Annotated in this window: 14 protein-coding genes; 6 read left to right on the top strand and 8 right to left on the bottom strand. The window is 43.5% G+C overall.

What is annotated here, in order from left to right; genetic code table 11:
• The first annotated feature begins 369 nt into the window (after nucleotides 1-369).
• The 3 genes from J6I44_RS18300 to J6I44_RS18290 are packed head-to-tail and all read left to right on the top strand — an operon-like array spanning nucleotide 370 to nucleotide 1,480.
• The gene (locus tag J6I44_RS18300; RefSeq protein WP_265767642.1) at nucleotides 370-612 is read left to right on the top strand and encodes an addiction module protein; all 243 of its coding nucleotides are present in this window, start codon (nucleotides 370-372) and stop codon (nucleotides 610-612) included.
• Nucleotides 609-1,265, top strand: coding sequence for a DUF2442 domain-containing protein (locus J6I44_RS18295; protein WP_265767640.1), 657 nt, complete (start codon nucleotides 609-611; stop codon nucleotides 1,263-1,265). The genes J6I44_RS18300 and J6I44_RS18295 overlap by 4 nt, the downstream gene beginning before the upstream one ends.
• Nucleotides 1,266-1,279: 14 nt before the next feature.
• Nucleotides 1,280-1,480: an addiction module protein gene (locus tag J6I44_RS18290; protein WP_265767639.1), complete on the top strand. Its 201-nt coding sequence runs from the start codon at nucleotides 1,280-1,282 to the stop codon at nucleotides 1,478-1,480.
• A 78-nt stretch (nucleotides 1,481-1,558) separates the two neighbouring features.
• On the opposite strand, the gene J6I44_RS18285 is transcribed toward J6I44_RS18290, so the two are convergent.
• Nucleotides 1,559-1,771 (bottom strand): MbcA/ParS/Xre antitoxin family protein, encoded by a 213-nt coding sequence (locus J6I44_RS18285; RefSeq protein ID WP_265767638.1) that lies wholly within the window; start codon nucleotides 1,769-1,771, stop codon nucleotides 1,559-1,561.
• Between the two features lie 494 nt (nucleotides 1,772-2,265).
• Here J6I44_RS18285 and J6I44_RS18280 point away from each other — a divergent pair, with 494 nt between their 5' ends.
• Nucleotides 2,266-6,087 (top strand): PAS domain S-box protein, encoded by a 3,822-nt coding sequence (locus tag J6I44_RS18280; RefSeq protein ID WP_265767637.1) that lies wholly within the window; start codon nucleotides 2,266-2,268, stop codon nucleotides 6,085-6,087.
• Between the two features lie 30 nt (nucleotides 6,088-6,117).
• On the opposite strand, the gene J6I44_RS18275 is transcribed toward J6I44_RS18280, so the two are convergent.
• Together J6I44_RS18275 and J6I44_RS18270 are read right to left on the bottom strand one after the other, a co-directional pair.
• A complete protein-coding gene (locus J6I44_RS18275; RefSeq protein ID WP_265767636.1) occupies nucleotides 6,118-6,351 on the bottom strand; it encodes a hypothetical protein in 234 nt (77 codons plus the stop codon).
• Between the two features lie 228 nt (nucleotides 6,352-6,579).
• Nucleotides 6,580-6,945, bottom strand: coding sequence for a recombinase family protein (locus J6I44_RS18270; RefSeq protein WP_265767635.1), 366 nt, complete (start codon nucleotides 6,943-6,945; stop codon nucleotides 6,580-6,582).
• Between the two features lie 331 nt (nucleotides 6,946-7,276).
• Here J6I44_RS18270 and J6I44_RS18265 point away from each other — a divergent pair, with 331 nt between their 5' ends.
• Together J6I44_RS18265 and J6I44_RS18260 are read left to right on the top strand one after the other, a co-directional pair.
• Nucleotides 7,277-8,326, top strand: a complete 1,050-nt coding sequence (locus tag J6I44_RS18265; protein WP_265767634.1) for a serine hydrolase domain-containing protein — start codon at nucleotides 7,277-7,279, stop codon at nucleotides 8,324-8,326.
• Between the two features lie 87 nt (nucleotides 8,327-8,413).
• Nucleotides 8,414-9,496: a serine hydrolase domain-containing protein gene (locus J6I44_RS18260; RefSeq protein ID WP_265767633.1), complete on the top strand. Its 1,083-nt coding sequence runs from the start codon at nucleotides 8,414-8,416 to the stop codon at nucleotides 9,494-9,496.
• 289 nt (nucleotides 9,497-9,785) lie between these two features.
• Here J6I44_RS18260 and J6I44_RS18255 read toward each other — a convergent pair whose 3' ends face one another.
• The 5 genes from J6I44_RS18255 to J6I44_RS18235 all read right to left on the bottom strand — a co-directional run bounded on the left by J6I44_RS18255 (nucleotide 9,786) and on the right by J6I44_RS18235 (nucleotide 17,544).
• Nucleotides 9,786-10,709, bottom strand: a complete 924-nt coding sequence (locus J6I44_RS18255; protein ID WP_265767632.1) for a dihydrodipicolinate synthase family protein — start codon at nucleotides 10,707-10,709, stop codon at nucleotides 9,786-9,788.
• Between the two features lie 34 nt (nucleotides 10,710-10,743).
• Nucleotides 10,744-11,148, bottom strand: coding sequence for a hypothetical protein (locus tag J6I44_RS18250; RefSeq protein ID WP_265767631.1), 405 nt, complete (start codon nucleotides 11,146-11,148; stop codon nucleotides 10,744-10,746).
• Complete coding sequence (locus J6I44_RS18245) at nucleotides 11,145-12,710, bottom strand: sialidase family protein (RefSeq protein WP_265767630.1); 1,566 nt, start codon at nucleotides 12,708-12,710, stop codon at nucleotides 11,145-11,147. The genes J6I44_RS18250 and J6I44_RS18245 overlap by 4 nt, the downstream gene beginning before the upstream one ends.
• 120 nt (nucleotides 12,711-12,830) lie before the next feature.
• The gene (locus J6I44_RS18240; RefSeq protein WP_265767629.1) at nucleotides 12,831-14,300 is read right to left on the bottom strand and encodes a RagB/SusD family nutrient uptake outer membrane protein; all 1,470 of its coding nucleotides are present in this window, start codon (nucleotides 14,298-14,300) and stop codon (nucleotides 12,831-12,833) included.
• A gap of 52 nt (nucleotides 14,301-14,352) precedes the next feature.
• The gene (locus J6I44_RS18235) at nucleotides 14,353-17,544 is read right to left on the bottom strand and encodes a SusC/RagA family TonB-linked outer membrane protein (RefSeq protein WP_265767628.1); all 3,192 of its coding nucleotides are present in this window, start codon (nucleotides 17,542-17,544) and stop codon (nucleotides 14,353-14,355) included.
• Nucleotides 17,545-17,949: the final 405 nt, after the last annotated feature.

Genomic DNA, 17,949 nt, shown 5'->3' with positions numbered 1-17,949 from the left:
TGGCAGCTATCCAATTAGATAGAATAGCTGCCATTTTATTTACGCATTTATTGATATTTAAATTCAAGTTTTGTTTCTAAGCGGCGATCTTGTTATTTAGCTTACTTAAACGTCAATAATTCGAGAGATTTAAACATACATAAGCTGACCAGCTGCAGATACAATGTATCAAAATGAGAAAAGCATAACGGGGGTAAATTTTCCATAAATATATTCATTTGCCCGTTTATTGAAGCAGTACTAGAATCAGATATTGACTAAGAATTGGCTGATAGCGAAGAATAATTGAAAGAACTCGAGTCGAATAAGCTGCTATAAAGCCATAAAAGAGTTATACTATTTTTCTAATCCACATAGAAGGCAAGTATTATGACAAAAGAGGAGATCATAGAAAAAATTTTGAAATGGCCCGCCGATGAGAGAAAAGAAATAGCAAAAGCTTTATTGGCTTCACTTGACGACAGAGAGTCAGTATTAACAGACAAACAAATAGAAACAATAAAGCGCAGGGTTAATGAAATTGAGTCCGGGGAAGCTAATATGATTCCTTTATCGGAAGTGAAGAAAGAAATGAGAAAGCGATTTCCCAAAAAACATCATTATCCCCTATGAAGAAAGACGAACTCCTGGATATCATTTTAGACCTGCCGTCCGAACATCGCGAGCAACTGGCTGAGGAAATATATCAAAGCTTGAGTCCCGGTGAGGAATCTCTTAATGCCTCTTGGATCGTGGAAGCAAATCACCACATGCAACGATTGGAAGATACCCCACCTGCTCTTCCGGAAGAAGATTGTAATGATGATATTGCCCCCGGTGGGAGCGATGAAACAACGGACGTCCCAGACTACCAGATGATTGAAAACATTTGGACGTATATCGACCGGTTGCGTTTCCATTTTGGTCTGGAGGTTGCCTTGCAGGATACGCGTGAAGGTACCCCGCATGAAGAAGCTATGCGAGAAATTCGGGAGCGTATGGAACAACGCGAGGATCTATTGGGCGGACTGGAAATGGGCCCGAGATCAACCCCCGATGTAACAGCAGTTCGTCCCTTGGATGATTTTAAACTCCATCTAACTTTCGCTGGCGGTGAGCAGCGCGTTTTTGATATGCAACCCTACTGCCGTGGCCTGTTTGCCAGGTTACAAGACCCGGAGTATTTCAGTTGGGTACGAGTCCACCAAGGCGGGATACAATGGCCCGAACGTGAGGGTATGGGAGCCCGCCGGCTCTATAAGAACAGCGATCCGGTAAGTCAATAAAGAGGAGTAATATTATGAGTACAAATAACAAAGATAGTGAGGACAAATTCGACGAACCCATCGAGGGCGATGATTGGAAGCCAACCATAAAACAAGCGTGGATAGCCGAAGCCGAGCAAAGGCTTGCAGAGGTAGAGAATGGCGAAGTGGAAACCATTCCAGGAAAGGAAGTTGTCCGTTCTATCAGAGAACGCTTATCAAAAAGAAATACCTGAGATAGGCTATGACTAAAGAACACATATTAGATGAGATTTTATCATTGTTCGATGAAGCTAAAAAGAACACAGGCCCAATCAGGAGTACACGCCATGTTCTATGCGCGCAAGGACATCTAGGACGGCCTGGACCCCATCTTCGGTATCCAAATGGCTAAGGGGCGTAGTTTTACCCAGAGCCAAAATAGGCGATTTCAGCCACCGGTTAAAATTTTCCGGAGAACCAAAGACCTCATACCCCCGGTTAAACAGGTGGCCTATCTGTTGCTGGTGTTCAATAGAAATAGACATATTCTATACCCATTATTTTTTGCTTACTTGTAATTAAGAACCTACTGATTGTATGAAGAAAAAACTAATCGGACGACAGCTAATATAGGTTGTTGGAGTGTTTACTCGTAGATAACTAAATAACAAAAAAATAGCTAGTAGCATATGTAAGATTACAAGCTATTCCACCACAATAACGGACCACGAAGGTGCATGGATCGCATATGTAAGGCATATAAACAGCCTTCTAGAATATTGTATAAGTACACTCATTTTAAAAGTTGCAATAGCCCAAAAAAATACGAACTTTACGCAAGGTACAGGTTATGTCCACCGGCAGAAATCCGCTTTAAGTATGGAATAAGGGCCAAAAACCAATCCTTTCTTACTATTTGGGGTCATTATTTTTGAAACAAGCTTTATGACCGGGGCTTAGTAGTGTCTAAATTATTAGGGTTTAATATAATATTGTAAGTTGGCTAATCAGAACACTTGGCAGGGAATAAATAAAATATATGTCACAACAACGGTATCATATACTGATAATACAGAACGATGAAGTGGATGCTGCCCTCATTCGGCAAGAAATCAACAGGCTCCCCCTTGAGGTGGACCTTGAAACCATCTGTAATAAAGAGCAGCTACAGGCTTGTCTTGATGGTTCAAAACCAGACTTTATTATTAGTGCGTATTCTCTTACAGGATTCTCGGGAATTGGAGCCTTACAACTGGCCCGGGCGCAATACCCTAAATTGCCCTTTATTATTGTTTCGGAAAATATTGAGACAGAAACGGCCATTGATTTAATGCTGGAGGGAGCCTCTGATTGTATTAGGAAAGACAACCTCACGCGATTACATGTAGCTGTGCCAAGGGAGATTCAAAAATACAGACAATATCTCGAAAACAAGCAGAAACTTAGGCAGGCCAAACAGCGAGAGCAAACCATTATTAATTCTGTGGATGGAATCGTCTGGGAGGCTGATGCTCAGACCTTTGAGTTTACTTTTATTAGCCAAAAAGTTGAATCTATATTGGGATATCCTCCTGACCAGTGGCTTAACACTCCCCAGTTCTGGCAAGACCATATTCACCCAGAGGATCGGAGCCAGGCCGTTACCTATTGTCACCAAAAAACCCAGCAGGGAGAACACCATGAGTTCGAATATCGCATGCGTGATGCCCAGGGTAAATATGTGTGGTTGCGCGATTATGTGACAGTTATCCTGGATGATGGGGAGCCAGACCAGCTGCGGGGAATTATGGTTGATGTCACCGAACAAAAAGAATTACAGGATCTTCTTCACCGTACCAACCGGTTGGCCCAAGTAGGTAGTTGGGAAATTGATTTCTCCGAACAAGAGGAGGGCGAAGTATACTGGTCGGATATGACCAAAGAGTTGCTCGAAGTGAAGGCTGACTATAAACCGACGGTAGAAGATACCCTGTCGTTCATTGAACCTCAAAGTCGAAAACAAGCAGAGAACGACTTTAAACAAGCCGTTTCCCAAGGAAAGCCCTACGATAATGAATTACTGGTTGAAACCGGAAAAGGCAATAAGCTTTGGATACGTAATATCGGACAAGCAGAGTTTAAGGATAGAGAGTGTATCCGGGTGTATGGAAGTTTCCAGGATATCACAGATCGCAAGAGGTCAGAGAAAAAATACCGGGAGATTTTTGACTTATCTCCCCAACCGGTTTGGGTATATGACCCGCAAACACTACAGTTTTTGGATGTCAACCAAGCCGCAATTGAACACTACGGGTACACCCGAGCAGAGTTTTTAGCCATGACGTTAAAAGACATACGGCCCGAGGACGATATCCCTGAGCTTTTGGAGGCTACAAGACAGCCCCCTAACCACAAAGACCACTATTTTGAAGGGCAGTTCCGGCATCAAACAAAAGACGGAACACTGATACAGGTAAACATAAAACGAAACTCAATTGAGTATAATGGACAAACCGCTTCCATGGTGCTCGCCGAAGATGTGACCGAAAAGCGTCAGGCCCAGCATGAGTTAAAACTAAGTGAGCAAAAGTTTAAGTCGCTGGTCCAATCCGGGGCAAGCATGATTGCGGTATTGGATGAGCATGGGATTTTTCGCTACGCCAGTGATAATTACAAGCAAATCACCGGGTGGACCTCGTGGGAACTGCTCGGTCAAGATGCCTTTGCGTACATGCACCCGGAGGACCGGGATCGAATCCAGCAAGCCTTTGATAATTTACAAAGTCAGGAAGGCAATCAACACACCTTACCCTTCCGATTCAAGCATAAAGAGGGCCATTGGATTTGGAAAGAAAGCATTGGATCGGACCTTTCCGATGATGGTATTATAGACGGCTATGTGATTAATTGCCATGAGGTTACCGACCGACAATATTACACTCAGATGGAAAAAATAGAGCGTGATATCCTGGAAAAAAATACCATTGGGGAAGTGGAGTTATCCGGACTCGCCGAGGAGCTTTTACAAAAACTAGAAACATTACACCCCCGCATGCGGTGTTCACTGCAACGCATCGTGAACGGTAGGCTATATCCCCTGGCGGCCCCCAGCCTGCCCCCGGAGTATGTAGAAGCCATAGAAGATCTGACTATTGGACCTAATGCGGGGGCTTGTGGCACTGCTGCTTACCAAAAAGAGCCAGTAATATCAGAAAATATTTTTGAAGATCCACAATGGGAAGGGTATCGGCACTTGGGAAGAAAATACAATTTTAGCGCCTGCTGGTCACAACCGGTCTTGGGTCATAACCAGCAGGTGATCGCCACCTTTGCCATTTATTATAAAAACCAGCATCACCCATCCCATAGAGAACGAAATACTATTGACCGGGTAGTCCACTTACTACGGCTACTGTTCGACAGCTTTGAAAAGGCAAAGGCAGAGCAGGAGTTGGCACTGCGGGAACAACGATTTAAATCCTTAGTTCAGGATGGCTCTGATTTAATTGCCATCCTGGATAAAGAGGCAAACTATACGTACGTGGCCCCCTCTTCGGAATCTATTCTGGGCATTTCCCCAGATGAATTTATTGGCACCAATGCCTTTGATTATATTCATGACGATCATACCTCTCGGGTACAGCAGACCTTATCAAGCCTATCGAGCGGGCAAAGAGTTACTACTGACCCTTTTTTATTTAAAAATAATAAAGGCGAATGGCGATGGATTGCAACAGTTATTACCAACCTGTTGGATAATCCCGCAGTCGAAGGATATGTAGCCAATTCGCGGGATGTGACCGATCAAAAAGAACGCGAACAAAAGCTAAAAGAAAGCCTGGAGCGCTATGAGTATGTCACCCGAGCCACTGAGGATATCGTCTACGACTGGGATATCCAGCGCGATACTTTGAAATGGGACGATAGCTATTCGGAAAAATTCTGTCATACCAATGGCCAAGAGGTCTTTAATATTGGCCAGTGGGCCCAAAATGTCCATCCCGATGATTTGGCCACGACCCAAGAAAGCTTGGAGTCCACCTTGTCAGACTCCTCAGCCACCGAATGGAATGCCGAATACCGCTTTGCTTTGGCAGATGGGACCTATGTTCATATCCTGGAACGCGGGTTTATAATTCGAGATACAGAGGGTGAAGCCGTACGCATGATTGGAGCCCTTCAGGACATAACCCGACTTAAGCAACAAGAGCAAGAGTTACGGGAAGCCCTTGGGGAAAAGGAAACCTTATTGACTGAAATTCATCACCGGGTGAAAAATAACCTGGCCGTCGTATCGGGGATGATGCAATTGCAGGCATTTGAGGTGGACCACCCTCAAGTAAAAAACAAACTCCTTGACGGTGTTAGTCGTATTAAATCCATGGCCACGATCCATGAGATGCTGTACCAATCGAGCACCTTTACCCGGCTTATGTTTTCTGAGGTGGTCAAAGAACTGGCCACGAGCGTGATTAAAACATTAACAAATGATGTTGAAGTAACATGGAAATTAGACCTTGATCCGGTTATACTGAATGTGAACCATGCCATCCCCTGTTCGTTAATTATAAATGAAGTGATAACGAACAGCATAAAACACGGCTTGAAGGGAAGGCAGAATGGAATGATAAGTATTTCCTTACGTCAACGGAAGGAGAAGGTACAGCTAACTATTGTTGATAACGGCGTGGGGGTTCCCGAGGGATTTGACAATAGCAAAACCACCTCGTTAGGCCTGTTACTTATTCGCCAGCTTACCAACCAGCTGGAGGGAACCTACCAGTATGAACCCCTCACTGAGGGGCTTTCTTTTCGCCTGGAATTTAAAAAAGGGGACGTAAAAGGGGTTGGATCCTCGGCCTTTACCAAAACCGAACATTAATTCATCACTCCAACAATGTGAAGCTCGTGTTTAAAACCCTGACAACACATTATCTGGGAAGGGAGGATCGCCAACCAAAAGGACAAACTCCTCATAGTTCATTTGGATCGATGGGATATGCTCTTGCTCATGAACTAAAATTTTGTCTACCGGGTGTCCTTGGGCCAAATAAACAGATAATTCCTCAACCAGCCCAGAAAACACTTGGGTCCCATTTAAGTGCGCTGTTACTCTAACTCCGCAAAACTTTTTATCGACAGCCATTATGGCCTCACCCTCAATCTATAGATATAAAATGATCCTGAAAGGTAAGATTTTTTCAAGAAGAAATCGAATTTATCGCCCTCCCCTTCTGATGCTAAAGTTCACACAATTCAGGAGTACACGCCCCATTCCAAGCGTGTAAAGACATCAAGAACAGACTGGACCCCTTCTTCGGTATCCAAATAGCTAAGGGGGGCGTAGTTTTACCCAGCGCCAAAATAGGCGAGTTCAGCCATCGGTTAAACGTATCCGGAGAACCAACAACCTCATACCCTCAGTCAAACAGGTGGCCAATCTGTTGCTGGTGTTCAGCCCTTCCTTTTGGGATTTCACATTCACCCCCAGCTCGGTAAATCGTTTGATGGTTTGCAGCACGTTGATCGCGTCCCGACCCAGGCGATCGATCGAATGCACTTCGACCTCCTCGATCTTCCCGGCTTCGGCGTCGGCCAGCAGCTGGGCCGCGTCCTCCCGATTTTCAAAGGCGACCATGCCGGAAACTTTATCCCAATAGACCTCCCCTTCTTTACCCTCCAGCTGGCGGGAAATGTTTTGCTCAAAGGTCGACACGCGTACGTAGGTGGCTTTCATCATTATATTGGTATAGTTGGCATTCAACTGTACCGAAATTAGGGTGTTGTATTCAAACCTGCAATATCAGCCCATAAACAACGATTCCGGATCTGGAAAACCGTACCGATTTAGGGTATACCCTAATTTGAATACAAAAGATTTAAGGGACCTGCCTTTATTTCTTTTTTAATTATCATTTTTGAATTAGGGTTTAAATACTACAATAATAATATTATCATCCATTAACTCATCATTTTAATTAACCAAACATCCCTACTTGTACCTATTGAGGTGTCTTGGCTACACTAGTTCTCCTTTTGGCTGATAAATTAATCAAGTTTCATCTATTATTATGTTACAGAAAATAAAATATCCTGTATTTTTGGTTTTAATTTTTACCATTGGATGCCTAAGGACTAAAGAAACCAGCATAGAAAGAGCGAGCCGGTTAGAAATGGCAGAAAAATATTCTGCTGAAAAATCAGGTAAAGCACTGCTGATATGGAAAAATGGAGATCAGATTTTAGAAAGATATCAAAATGGAGCTGATCCAGAAAAAAGATATCCAATTTTTGAGGCAAGTACTTTGCTTTCTGGCCTAATGGCTTTGGCTGCTATAGACGATGGAATACTTACCTTAGACGAGTTGGTCAGCAAAACACTTACGGAATGGAAAAAAGACCCACAAAAGTCAAAAATAACAGTCTCGCAGCTTCTGCATCTTACAAGTGGTCTTAGTACTGATGAAACATATCCATCAATTAAGCAAAGTATTAAAGCACCTTTAAGGCACCCGCCAGGTGAGGAATTTCGTTATGGCCCAACAGCTTTCCAATTATTTGGCCTCTTAATTGAAAGACGAGTAGGATTGGATTATTTACGCAACCGAGTTTTAAAACCACTTGGAATTAAAGGTGGGTATTGGATAACTACTCAAGAGTGTACTCAATCTAACGTAACAATGTTTCCCAGATTCTTTGATGGCGCTAACTTAACCGCCCAAGAATTAGGCCGGATTGGAAATTTTCTGGTGGACGGAGGAGTTTGGAATGAAGAAACAATCGTTAATGACATTAGCCAGCTTACAGTTCCTACAACAGCCAGTCCCAGCTATGGTATGGGAGTTTGGTTAAATAAAAAGATTAAATCTGACAATGATTTTTTACAGAAGCTTCCAGAAGATATTATGCTTCTCCAGGGACTTAATAACGAACGACTCATTTATGATGGAGCCCCTACTGACCTTTACATGGCCGCCGGTCGTTCTAACCGAAGGCTTTATATCATCCCATCGAAAAAATTAGTGGTCGTTAGGTTAGGAACAGCTGACCTCACTTGGAGTGATGCTGAATTTTTAGCAAGGTTATTGAATGGGGCAAAACTCACAAGCCGACACAAATAACATTATGGATTAATTGAATTGGCATAATTACTAATATAATAGTACTATATAAGAAGTTAATTATTTATCGATACAGAAGGGACCATTATGAAATCTATTTTATACATTATCGGCTTATTCTTAATCGCAACGTCCGTTAATGGCCAGGGGCTTGGTCAAGGAACAATTGAAGCCCCTGTAAATTATTGGCCCGTAGCCAATCCCGATACCTTAGACTTGAATAAAGAGGCATTACAATCGCATCTCGAACGATGCCGCCGTTCCGGAGCTTCAGGATGCCTTGTTGCTTATAAGGGATATATTGTACAGCAATGGTATCGCCCGAAGGATTATCTGCCATGGATTGGAACTCGTTCTGCTGTTAAATCGTGGACGGGGCTCCTCACAGGCATTCTTATCAAAGATGGATCTATTGAAAGTATCGATGATCCAGTTGCAAAATACATACCTGAGTGGACGGCTGGAGCAAAAGCCGGAGTAACTATAAGACATCTTCTCACTATGACAGCTGGTCTTCGAGATCATACTGGTGGAGAAATAACCGTCCCTCGGGTTGACCAACCCCATGATAATAAAAACCGGCATCCAGGTGTAGTAGGCCAAAAGAATCACAACGCTTACGTTCTTGACTTAGAACTCGATTGGCCTCCCGGAAAGCATTTTTCATATAGTAATGAAGGAGTTCAACTACTTTCGCCGATATTAAAACGGGCTGCTGGCATGCCAGTATCACAATACGCCCGGGAGCGTCTATTTAACCCCTTAAAAATGGATTCAACCATTATGTTAGTAGATGAATATCATAATACTGTGACTTTCGGCGGTACCAGAACGACATTGCGTGATTTTGCCAAAATTGGTCAATTAATGTTAAATAAAGGAAATTGGAACGGACACCAAATTGTATCAACCTCCTGGGTAGAACAATCAACTACCTCAAGTCCGATCATGAAAAACTATGGTTTCCTTTGGTGGCTAGATCCAGAGCGTTCAAATTATGCGGCGGCAGGAAGTGGGGATAACAACTGTATCGTTTTTCCCGATATTGAATTAGTTGTAGCAAGATTACAACGGGATCGATTCAATAAAGCCACGGTTAAATATCAAAGCACTGAAACATTAGAATTAATACGGAGCATTGTTGTAGAAAACACAGCACAGGCGAAATAATACTAAACCTTTTAAAAAGCAAGTATCAAGAAGAATGTCTGCATCTTCATTGATAGAATTCTATTTCAAACCAAAAGCTGGCCACTGCCACTTTACCTAACTTTCATTTATCTTACAAATCGAACCGGTTTGACAAGGAATTTTTGACCTTCCCAACACCTCTCCCCTACCTCAAATACTCGCTGGGTCCACTTATCTCTCCTTTACATAATTCGGCATTATACGACAATTAGTTATTAACATAATAAACATAGAATTTTACTGTCGTTACACATTCTATTTATGAGGTCTATCTTTTCTGAGTATATTTAAAGAATCCTTTCTTTCTAAGAGCTACTTCTAACTTATCAAGTTGACCATTTGAAGGCGTTTTTAGAGGTAACCGAGCTGGTCCACAGTCGATGCCTAACAACTTCATTACCCCTTTGGCCGCTCCATTATATCCTCCATACTCGTCGATAGTTTGCACGTATTCCATTGATTTTCGCTGTAAATGCTGAACTCTTTTTAGGTTATCTTCTTCAAAGGCTTCAAAAATTTTGTGGTATAATTCTGGAAATAGATTATAGGTACTTCCTACAAAACCATGGGCACCCAGCATGAGTCCACAGCTCAGTAGCTCATCATTCCCGAACATGATATCAAAGCGCTCATCCTGGAATTCCAGGCACTGACTAAAGTCTACATAGTCATGATTACTAAACTTTATTCCAGCCAGCGTTGGTATCTCATCCGAAGCGAGACTTAAAAAATCATGCATTGGAAAGTTAACTGCTGTAATTGGAGGAATATGATAATAATAAAATGGTACCTCCGGAGCTTCTGTAGCAATCTCTCTGCAAAATTCAACCAACTCTTTCGTCGAATCAGGTTTTTGATAAAAAGGTCCTACCGTAGAAATACCTGAGACGGACTTTAAATCTGTTGCATGCCTCGCAAGATTTTTGGCATCTTCTATACTGGTATGACCAACATGAACCAGAAGCTTAAACCCATCATCAATTACTTCGTTCCAAGCCTCGGTTAGTGCTTTTCGCTCGTTGGTGGTTAGCGATAATCCCTCACTGGTAGATCCATTGATGAAGACTCCAATCACATCGTTTTGTTGAAATCGCTCATATAACTTTGGAATTAATGATAGATTAATACTCCTATTTTCATTCATTGGAGTAAAGGGCGCTGCGACTAATCCTTTAATTTTTTGATTGCTCATATTTGAAACTAATATTAAAACTAACGTTAAAATCTTATGCTCTTTGATCCAGTTCATTCATAGTCAGACGAAAACTTACGGTATTAGACTGATTTAGTAACCAAGCCATATTTGACTGACCGGATGCAACCCACATCCCACCAATCAGCATATCTATGAACGTGACTGAACCTTTTGACATAAAATTTGTCAGATTAAATGGACCGCCCGCTTTCATAGCTGGCAACTCTGACCTCCAGGCTCCAGTGCTGTCAGTAATGGTTTGTGAAAAATGTTGTATCGTCACGGATTCGCCTGCTTCAGCTCCCCATACAAGTATCGGCTTTTCTTGCTGTATCACCATATGATCACTAAAAATTTGAGGCAAATGTAGCTGTGCCTGAACAGACACCGTACCCACCGTAAAAATGCATAGAAACAACAGAGCGTATCTCTTCATTGCTTCTCCATCACCTCTTTTAATGTTACTTTCTGGAAGTAAAGCTCCCGTACGCCCTCATACAAAATGCCTACGGTCTGGTCATCCACCGGTGTGAGGCATGAATAGCCAAAACCACGGTCTTCATTGAGAAGTAGCTGATGCTCGCTCTTCCAACTGTTGCCATCGTCCGTGCTCAGCTTAATCGTCATATTCTTGCGTTCTTCGGTGCTGTTGGGGTTAGAAAACAGCAGCCAGTGCGCCCGAGAACTATCCGGAGAGGGGAATTGGATCAGGCTGGCCTGGCAGACCGGTTCCTGCAATGCCGAACGTGAGGTAGGATGTTTTTGCCAGGTTTGTCCCAGGTCCTCCGTAGTATAGACCGACCGTGATCCTCCACGGTTGTCACGCATATTAAGCATCAGCGAGCCATCGCTTAATTCAACTACTTGTGCTTCAGTGGTGTTGGACTTGGCTCCAGTGCCAATTTCCCAACTCGCCCCATGATCCTCGCTATAAATTATGGTCGAATACGGCTTTCCATCAGCAGCTCTAAATTGGGCGGGAAAGACCAGTGTCCCGTTGCCCATGGTGATGCCCTTACCAGGCCCTTGCAATAACAGCCGCCATTCAGGCCGCTTAATCTGTTTCGTGATGTTCATTGGCTCCGACCATGTGCGGCCATCGTCTTCACTTTTAACTACCACAAACTGGCCGGTCTCGGCGGGTTCAAGGCCGGGCCCCGAGGAATCCCAGGCTCGCCCGCCGGGCATTCCGTGGGTCCAGAGAGCCGCCACCCAGATGGTGCCGGTCTGCTCATCCACTAAAATAGAAGGATCTCCTACGCCATTTTGATCTTCCGGAAGTCCACCCCATTCATCCATATCCATAATTACCTGCATTTGCTCCCAAGATTTTCCGCCGTCGGTGCTCCGGTTGATGCCCACATCGATATCGCCCTGCAGGTCGGCTGACCCCTCATGCCTGATATCATAGGCAGCAATTAGGGTACCTTCATTTGTGGTCACCAAACCCGGAATGCGGTAGGTATGGACTCCGCCCTCTCCTCGCTGGCGCAGAGCCACGCCCACACGCTTGGCTCCTTCTTGGGCCCCACTGACGGATGTAATTTCTATGCCACCAGACAGCCTAACCGACTCCAGTCTGGCATCTACCCTATGTAACAGGTCAATGCCAGGGTTAAGGGTATATGAAACCCAAAAATAGTTCGTTCCTGGCTGCAGGAGCTGTTCACCTGAAAATCGGAGAGTTTCCCCTGGTTGTTGGGGCTCACCGAAAGCATCTGCGGCACTGAAAGAGGAATCGGTGCCAGTATAGTACATGTCCGTTTTCTTTATATCACTGATATCCGTAGTGCCTTTAGTATTGACAGACATGCGGTTAACGGTCTGGTTCTGCCCCAAGCTGTCTACCTCAATGGCAATGCGCAGCACCGGATTGGCATCTTTGCCGATGAGTACAGGGCTCACTTGTTGGTGGACTTTTACAGATGGCTTTTCATCCTGACTGCAGGAAATGATGAAGAATAAAATTGAAATGAAAAGAAAAATTTTCAATCTCATAGTTTTCAAATTATCAATATTTCAATTGTTGTAAAATAAAACCCGGCCTTCACTCACTGGTTCGCACTAAGCGTAACAAGGTCAGGCCAGGAAGGGGATTTCTTAAATGTAAATTCTTTTTTAATACCCTGGATTTTGCTCAACCAGTCCGTTAAGACTTCGTGTGCTTTCTGGGATAGGCCACAAAAGTAGATGACCTTCGCCCTGGTCATCGTGTAGCGATGGCACCAGATCAAATGCTTTTCCAAACCTTACGAGATCCCACCAGCGTTTGCCTTCAAAAGCTAATTCACGCAAGCGTTCTTGTAAAATAGCCTCCTCATTAACTTCTTGAGAACCATTAACAAACAGATGATCAGAAAAGTCATCTCCATATGCTCGCTGTCGTACCTGATTGATCTCTGCACTTGGATCCTGTCCCAAGGCATTCTTGGCTTCTGCGATCATTAACAGGACATCCGCATACCGATAAAGAATAACATCATCCAGAAACTTACGAGCTCCGGCATCTACAAAACCACGAAACTTAGTAACAGCAGAGGCATAGAAGGTGGAATCACCGTTTTCAACGGTATAAAGTTCAGCAAAAGAAGCCTCTTTGCGACTGTCATCTTCCGTAAACTGGTTTCTCAATAACTCTGATGGAGCCCAACGGTTGAGTCCACCTCCGGTCCCCAGTACTTCTTTAGATTCCTCATCTACATTTGAAGGAATCTGATCATTACGTACATACATGGAGTTGTTATACATTGCTCCAGATTCTAAATCTTCGAAATGGACTGCCATCAGGATTTCACTGTTACCCTTATTATTGTACCTGAAAATGTCGTCAAAATTCTGCAGTAGCGAAACATCTGCCTCTTGGACTTGCTGCAGAGCCGTCAAAGCTGCTTGCAAATCTTCTTGGCCGCCATCCATTTGTTTAGCTGTCCAGAGATTTACATTACCTTTCAACGCATTAGCAGCAGGACGGGACCATTGGCACCTGCAATCTGGGAAGCTATTATCCGGAAACAGGCTAAGTGCTTCATCCAGGTCTTGTTTGATAAGATTAAAGATCTCATTAACATCGGTTCGTTCCTTACCGGTGCTCTCGGGAAAACCATCTATGGGTTCAGTTACCATGGGAACATCTCCCCATGTTCTTGCAAGTATAAAATAAACATAGGCTCTCATTGTATGAGCTCGTGCCAATGCTCTGCTTTTATCGGATTCCTCAGTAAAATTAATGTCCGGAATTTCAGCAATTGCTAAATTTGCCGCATAAATGGTCGTATAAAGCCGTATCCAATCGGGACCAGCGAAATTAGCGTCGATGGTATTCTCAAAATAACGCTCGCGCCCTTCTGAAGCCTGTAATCCATACGACAACTCCTCACTTCTGGCGCCTCCCCAAATATATAAGTTTGAGGATACCTGTGGGCGGAACCATTGGTACATACTATTCAACCCACCCATGGCATCCTGCTCATTTTGCCAAAATGAATTGGAGGTAATCGTACTGGTTGGTGAAAGCTCTAAGTTATCTGTGCATGAAACGGCCATAACAAGACCGACAATCAAAAATGATATGTTGAGTATTCGTTTCATAATACTATGCTATATTTCTTGAATTTTTTAATTGGTATATCAGCCCTTCTTTTTACAAGCCCACATTGATTCCAAAAATGAAACTTTGTGGATTAGGATATCTTCCGCTGTCTTGCCCTCCCTCTTCGGGAAGCAGCCCTTTGTAATTCGTAAAATAATGCAGGTTATTACCGGTCGCATAAGCTCTTACATTACGGATGCCCAGTGTCTTTACCCACCTAGTTGGCAAGGTATAGCTGAGCGTAATCTCCCGCAGGGCCAGGTAATCGCCCTTTTCATAGTAACGGGTATTACCACGGAACAGGTTATTCTGCGCTAACTGATCTGCCCAGTAATAACGAGGAACATCCGTTTGCCGTCGATCGGATAACCACGATTGATTGACGACTTCCTTCGAGATATTGATATCACCCTGAAATTGTCCGTTAAAACGGGCTAAGCTTTCATTGTAGATGGTATGTCCGAGTGCAAAGTCTGTACGAACTATAAGAGATAAATTTTTATAGCTGAAGGTATTAGAAAAACCTCCGGTCCAGTTGGGAAGGATATTACCTGCATAAACCCGATCGCGAGAATCGATCGTGCCATTATCGTCTTTGTCCAACCATCGAACATCTCCGGCAAATTTTGTTTTATCCGAACCAGCTACAAGTTCATCGGTAGGGCCATTCGCCGCCTCTTCATCCGTTGCATAAATGCCTAGCTGCTGGTAGGCAAAAAGGTCACCGAGACGTCCTCCTTCTTGCAAGCCCCCTTTGTACACATATTCACCAGAGGAGCGATCATACACCAGTATGCCCCCGATGCGGTTATTTTCATTATCGTTTTCGGGAAGCTCCAGAATTTTATTTTGATTATAGGAAGCGTTAGCACCCAGCGACCAATTAAAGCCGGAACGATTTTGGATAACATCCCCCTGTATTTCAAATTCAACACCTTTATTCTCCAGCGATCCGAGGTTCGTCAAGATGCTGGTGAAGCCGGTATATTGTGGCAGTTCAAGACTTTGAAGCAGATCATCCGTAACGCGACGGTAATAATCAAAGAGTACAGTCACTTGGTCATTAAACAATCCCAAATCGAACCCAACATCTACAGTTCTGGAACGCTCCCACTTCAGGTCCTGATTAGGCAGTCGAGTGCTAGTGACCATAGGCTGACCGTTATACTCAGAGCCAACACTATATTGCCCCTGAGCGTGGAAGTCCGACAGGCCACTGATATTTCCGGTAACTCCATAACTTCCACGCAGTTTAAATGAGGATGCCACATCAGGAATTGACGACCAAAACTTTTCTTCATGTACATTCCATCCTACTGACACTCCTGGAAAGAAGCCCCATTTATTATTGCCCCCTAAATTTGAAGCCCCGTCATATCGTCCCGAGGCAGATAAAAGATATTTTTGGTTGTAATCGTAACTTATCCTACCAAAATATCCTGCGATAACCTGATGAGAGGTGCTGCTCGAGACCGCTGTTTCTTCTGAAGAAGCATTCAATGTAGGGATATTATCAGTGGCTGCTCCTCGTCCAGCTGCAAACAAACTATAGTTCTTACGGTCGAAATATGAAAACCCGGCCTTAGCAGAAAAATTATGATCTTGGCCAAAAGTATTATCATAGGTAAAGACCCCATCTAATTCACGTTGCCAGAACAGGCTATGAGAACCTGAGGCATCACGGGAATCGATAAACTGGTTCGCAGAAAAGAAATACGATTTTTGAAATTCATTATCTATGCCCTGAACCGTATATAATGAGGCTGAGGGCTCAAATGATAGGTTATCTGCAATTTGCCAATGGGCATTTAATCCCAACGTCAACCGATTAAGGTTATTCTCGGATACACTACGATTAAGGTGATACACCGGATTTCCGATACTACGGTTCTGTCCTGGGGCCAGCGTGCCATCCTCATAACGAAATTTTGCAGTCGATGGCAGGGCCAGTGAACGCTGAAATATCTGATTGATATTGAATACCTGCTCATCACTCGAATTGCTAAAATTCACGTTGGCATTGACATCAATGTTCTCACGCACCTTGACGCTTCCGCTGGCATCAAAGTTGAGTCGACGGTATCCGGTCTGTATTGCAGCTCCTTCATTACTCAGGTACCCTGCTCCCACTCGATATGTAGCAACTTCAGATCCCCCCGAAGCTGACAAATAGTGGTTGGTCGTCATTGCTGTACGGAATAACTTATCCTGCCAGTCCGTCGATTTAAAAATAATCGTTTGGGATGGATCAAGAGGATCAGGCATACTCTGCCAGCCTTCATTGAGCTTATGCTCATTGTCCGGCGTCAGATATTGAGTGGTAAAAGCCGTATTTTTGGTCAGATCGTTACCCGTACCGAAGCCATTAGCCATATCGAGACGGCCCAAAAATTCGGGATGTTTTTCTCCGGTTGCAGCCATTCCCATACGAGCAAACTTAATATACTCGCGGGCTGTGCCAAGATCATAAAAATCACCTAGCTGGCTCATTTGTATGCTCGATCGGTAGTTGATCTGAGTAGTTCCGCGTTGTCCTGATTTTGTCTCTACAATAATAACACCATTAGAGGCCCGTGCCCCGTAAATAGCGGTCGAAGCTGCATCCTTAAGCACCTGGATACTTTCAATATTATTGGAACTGATATCATTAAGATTACTCTTTTTAACCCCGTCAACGATATAAAGTGGAGTGGCACCATCTGGATTACTGATTGAGGTTCCACCTCTTAAAACAACCTGCGGAGAAGCTCCTGGCTGTCCGGTTGTTGTTTGTACCCTTAACCCGGAAACGCTACCCTGCAATGCTGAGCTTACATTGGCAAAAGGAACATTGTTAAGCACCGATGTATCCATTTTGGCAACGGATGTTGTAAGCGTTTTCCTGGATTGTTCTCCATAACCGATGACGACCATTTCATCCAGCTCTGCTACACTTGCAACCATAGCAATATCAATTGCTGATCTACCTGCTACAGCAACTTCTTGGGTGGCGAATCCTACAGCACTGAATACAAGGGTATCATTCTCTGATACCATAATTTCGTAATGCCCGTTTGCACCCGTAGAGGTACCCTGCGTTGTACCCTTTACAACTACATTAACGCCCGGAAGGGTATTACCGGATTCCTGAACCGTAACGGTCCCTTTGACCGTCAGCTGATCCTGGGCCTTCGATATATTAGCCTGTCCCAATAGTATCAGGCAAACTACTAAAATTTGTACTAAACGTAACTGAGTTTTCATAACATCTTATCTTTATAGGTTGGAAATCCCTGTTATCTTTTTTACTGATCTATCCTGTCTGGGTAAATTAATTTCAGATTTAAATTTTAGCTGATTTAGCGTTTTTATTTGAAGTTTTCAGCCTCCAAGCCTTATCTCCAAAGCCATAATGTCGAACAGCTGCACTCATATCTACTCAAGAATTGACTCTCCTTGCCACTATATTGATATTCAAGTATTTATTTATCAGAAAACCGTTAATAAAGTGGCAATTTTTCTGTGTAGTAAATTGGTTAAGAACAGTGCAATCAATTTTGGGAAGCTTACATGTCAAGCCCATTTTCAGATAGTTTTTCAAATTACTTCAAAAGGAATATGCCAAGATACCTCATGTTGTATATTTGAAGGGTGGACAAAAAACTTTTT

Origin of the sequence: Fodinibius salsisoli, from assembly GCF_026229185.1 — a bacterium.
Lineage (GTDB): Bacteria > Bacteroidota > Rhodothermia > Balneolales > Balneolaceae > Fodinibius > Fodinibius salsisoli.
Note: the sequence above shows the minus strand (reverse complement) of the source record. Positions and strands in the feature narration are given on the sequence as shown.

Bases quoted from the DNA above. Each gene is read 5' to 3' on its own strand.
- J6I44_RS18235 (WP_265767628.1), bottom strand. From the start codon at position 17,544: ATGAAAACTCAGTTACGTTTAGTACAAATTTTAGTAGTTTGCCTGATA.
- J6I44_RS18245 (WP_265767630.1), bottom strand. From the start codon at position 12,710: ATGAGATTGAAAATTTTTCTTTTCATTTCAATTTTATTCTTCATCATT.
- J6I44_RS18275 (WP_265767636.1), bottom strand. From the start codon at position 6,351: ATGGCTGTCGATAAAAAGTTTTGCGGAGTTAGAGTAACAGCGCACTTA.
- J6I44_RS18270 (WP_265767635.1), bottom strand. From the start codon at position 6,945: ATGATGAAAGCCACCTACGTACGCGTGTCGACCTTTGAGCAAAACATT.
- J6I44_RS18265 (WP_265767634.1), top strand. From the start codon at position 7,277: ATGTTACAGAAAATAAAATATCCTGTATTTTTGGTTTTAATTTTTACC.
- J6I44_RS18290 (WP_265767639.1), top strand. From the start codon at position 1,280: ATGAGTACAAATAACAAAGATAGTGAGGACAAATTCGACGAACCCATC.
- J6I44_RS18285 (WP_265767638.1), bottom strand. From the start codon at position 1,771: ATGTCTATTTCTATTGAACACCAGCAACAGATAGGCCACCTGTTTAAC.
- J6I44_RS18295 (WP_265767640.1), top strand. From the start codon at position 609: ATGAAGAAAGACGAACTCCTGGATATCATTTTAGACCTGCCGTCCGAA.
- J6I44_RS18300 (WP_265767642.1), top strand. From the start codon at position 370: ATGACAAAAGAGGAGATCATAGAAAAAATTTTGAAATGGCCCGCCGAT.
- J6I44_RS18280 (WP_265767637.1), top strand. From the start codon at position 2,266: ATGTCACAACAACGGTATCATATACTGATAATACAGAACGATGAAGTG.
- J6I44_RS18240 (WP_265767629.1), bottom strand. From the start codon at position 14,300: ATGAAACGAATACTCAACATATCATTTTTGATTGTCGGTCTTGTTATG.
- J6I44_RS18255 (WP_265767632.1), bottom strand. From the start codon at position 10,709: ATGAGCAATCAAAAAATTAAAGGATTAGTCGCAGCGCCCTTTACTCCA.
- J6I44_RS18260 (WP_265767633.1), top strand. From the start codon at position 8,414: ATGAAATCTATTTTATACATTATCGGCTTATTCTTAATCGCAACGTCC.
- J6I44_RS18250 (WP_265767631.1), bottom strand. From the start codon at position 11,148: ATGAAGAGATACGCTCTGTTGTTTCTATGCATTTTTACGGTGGGTACG.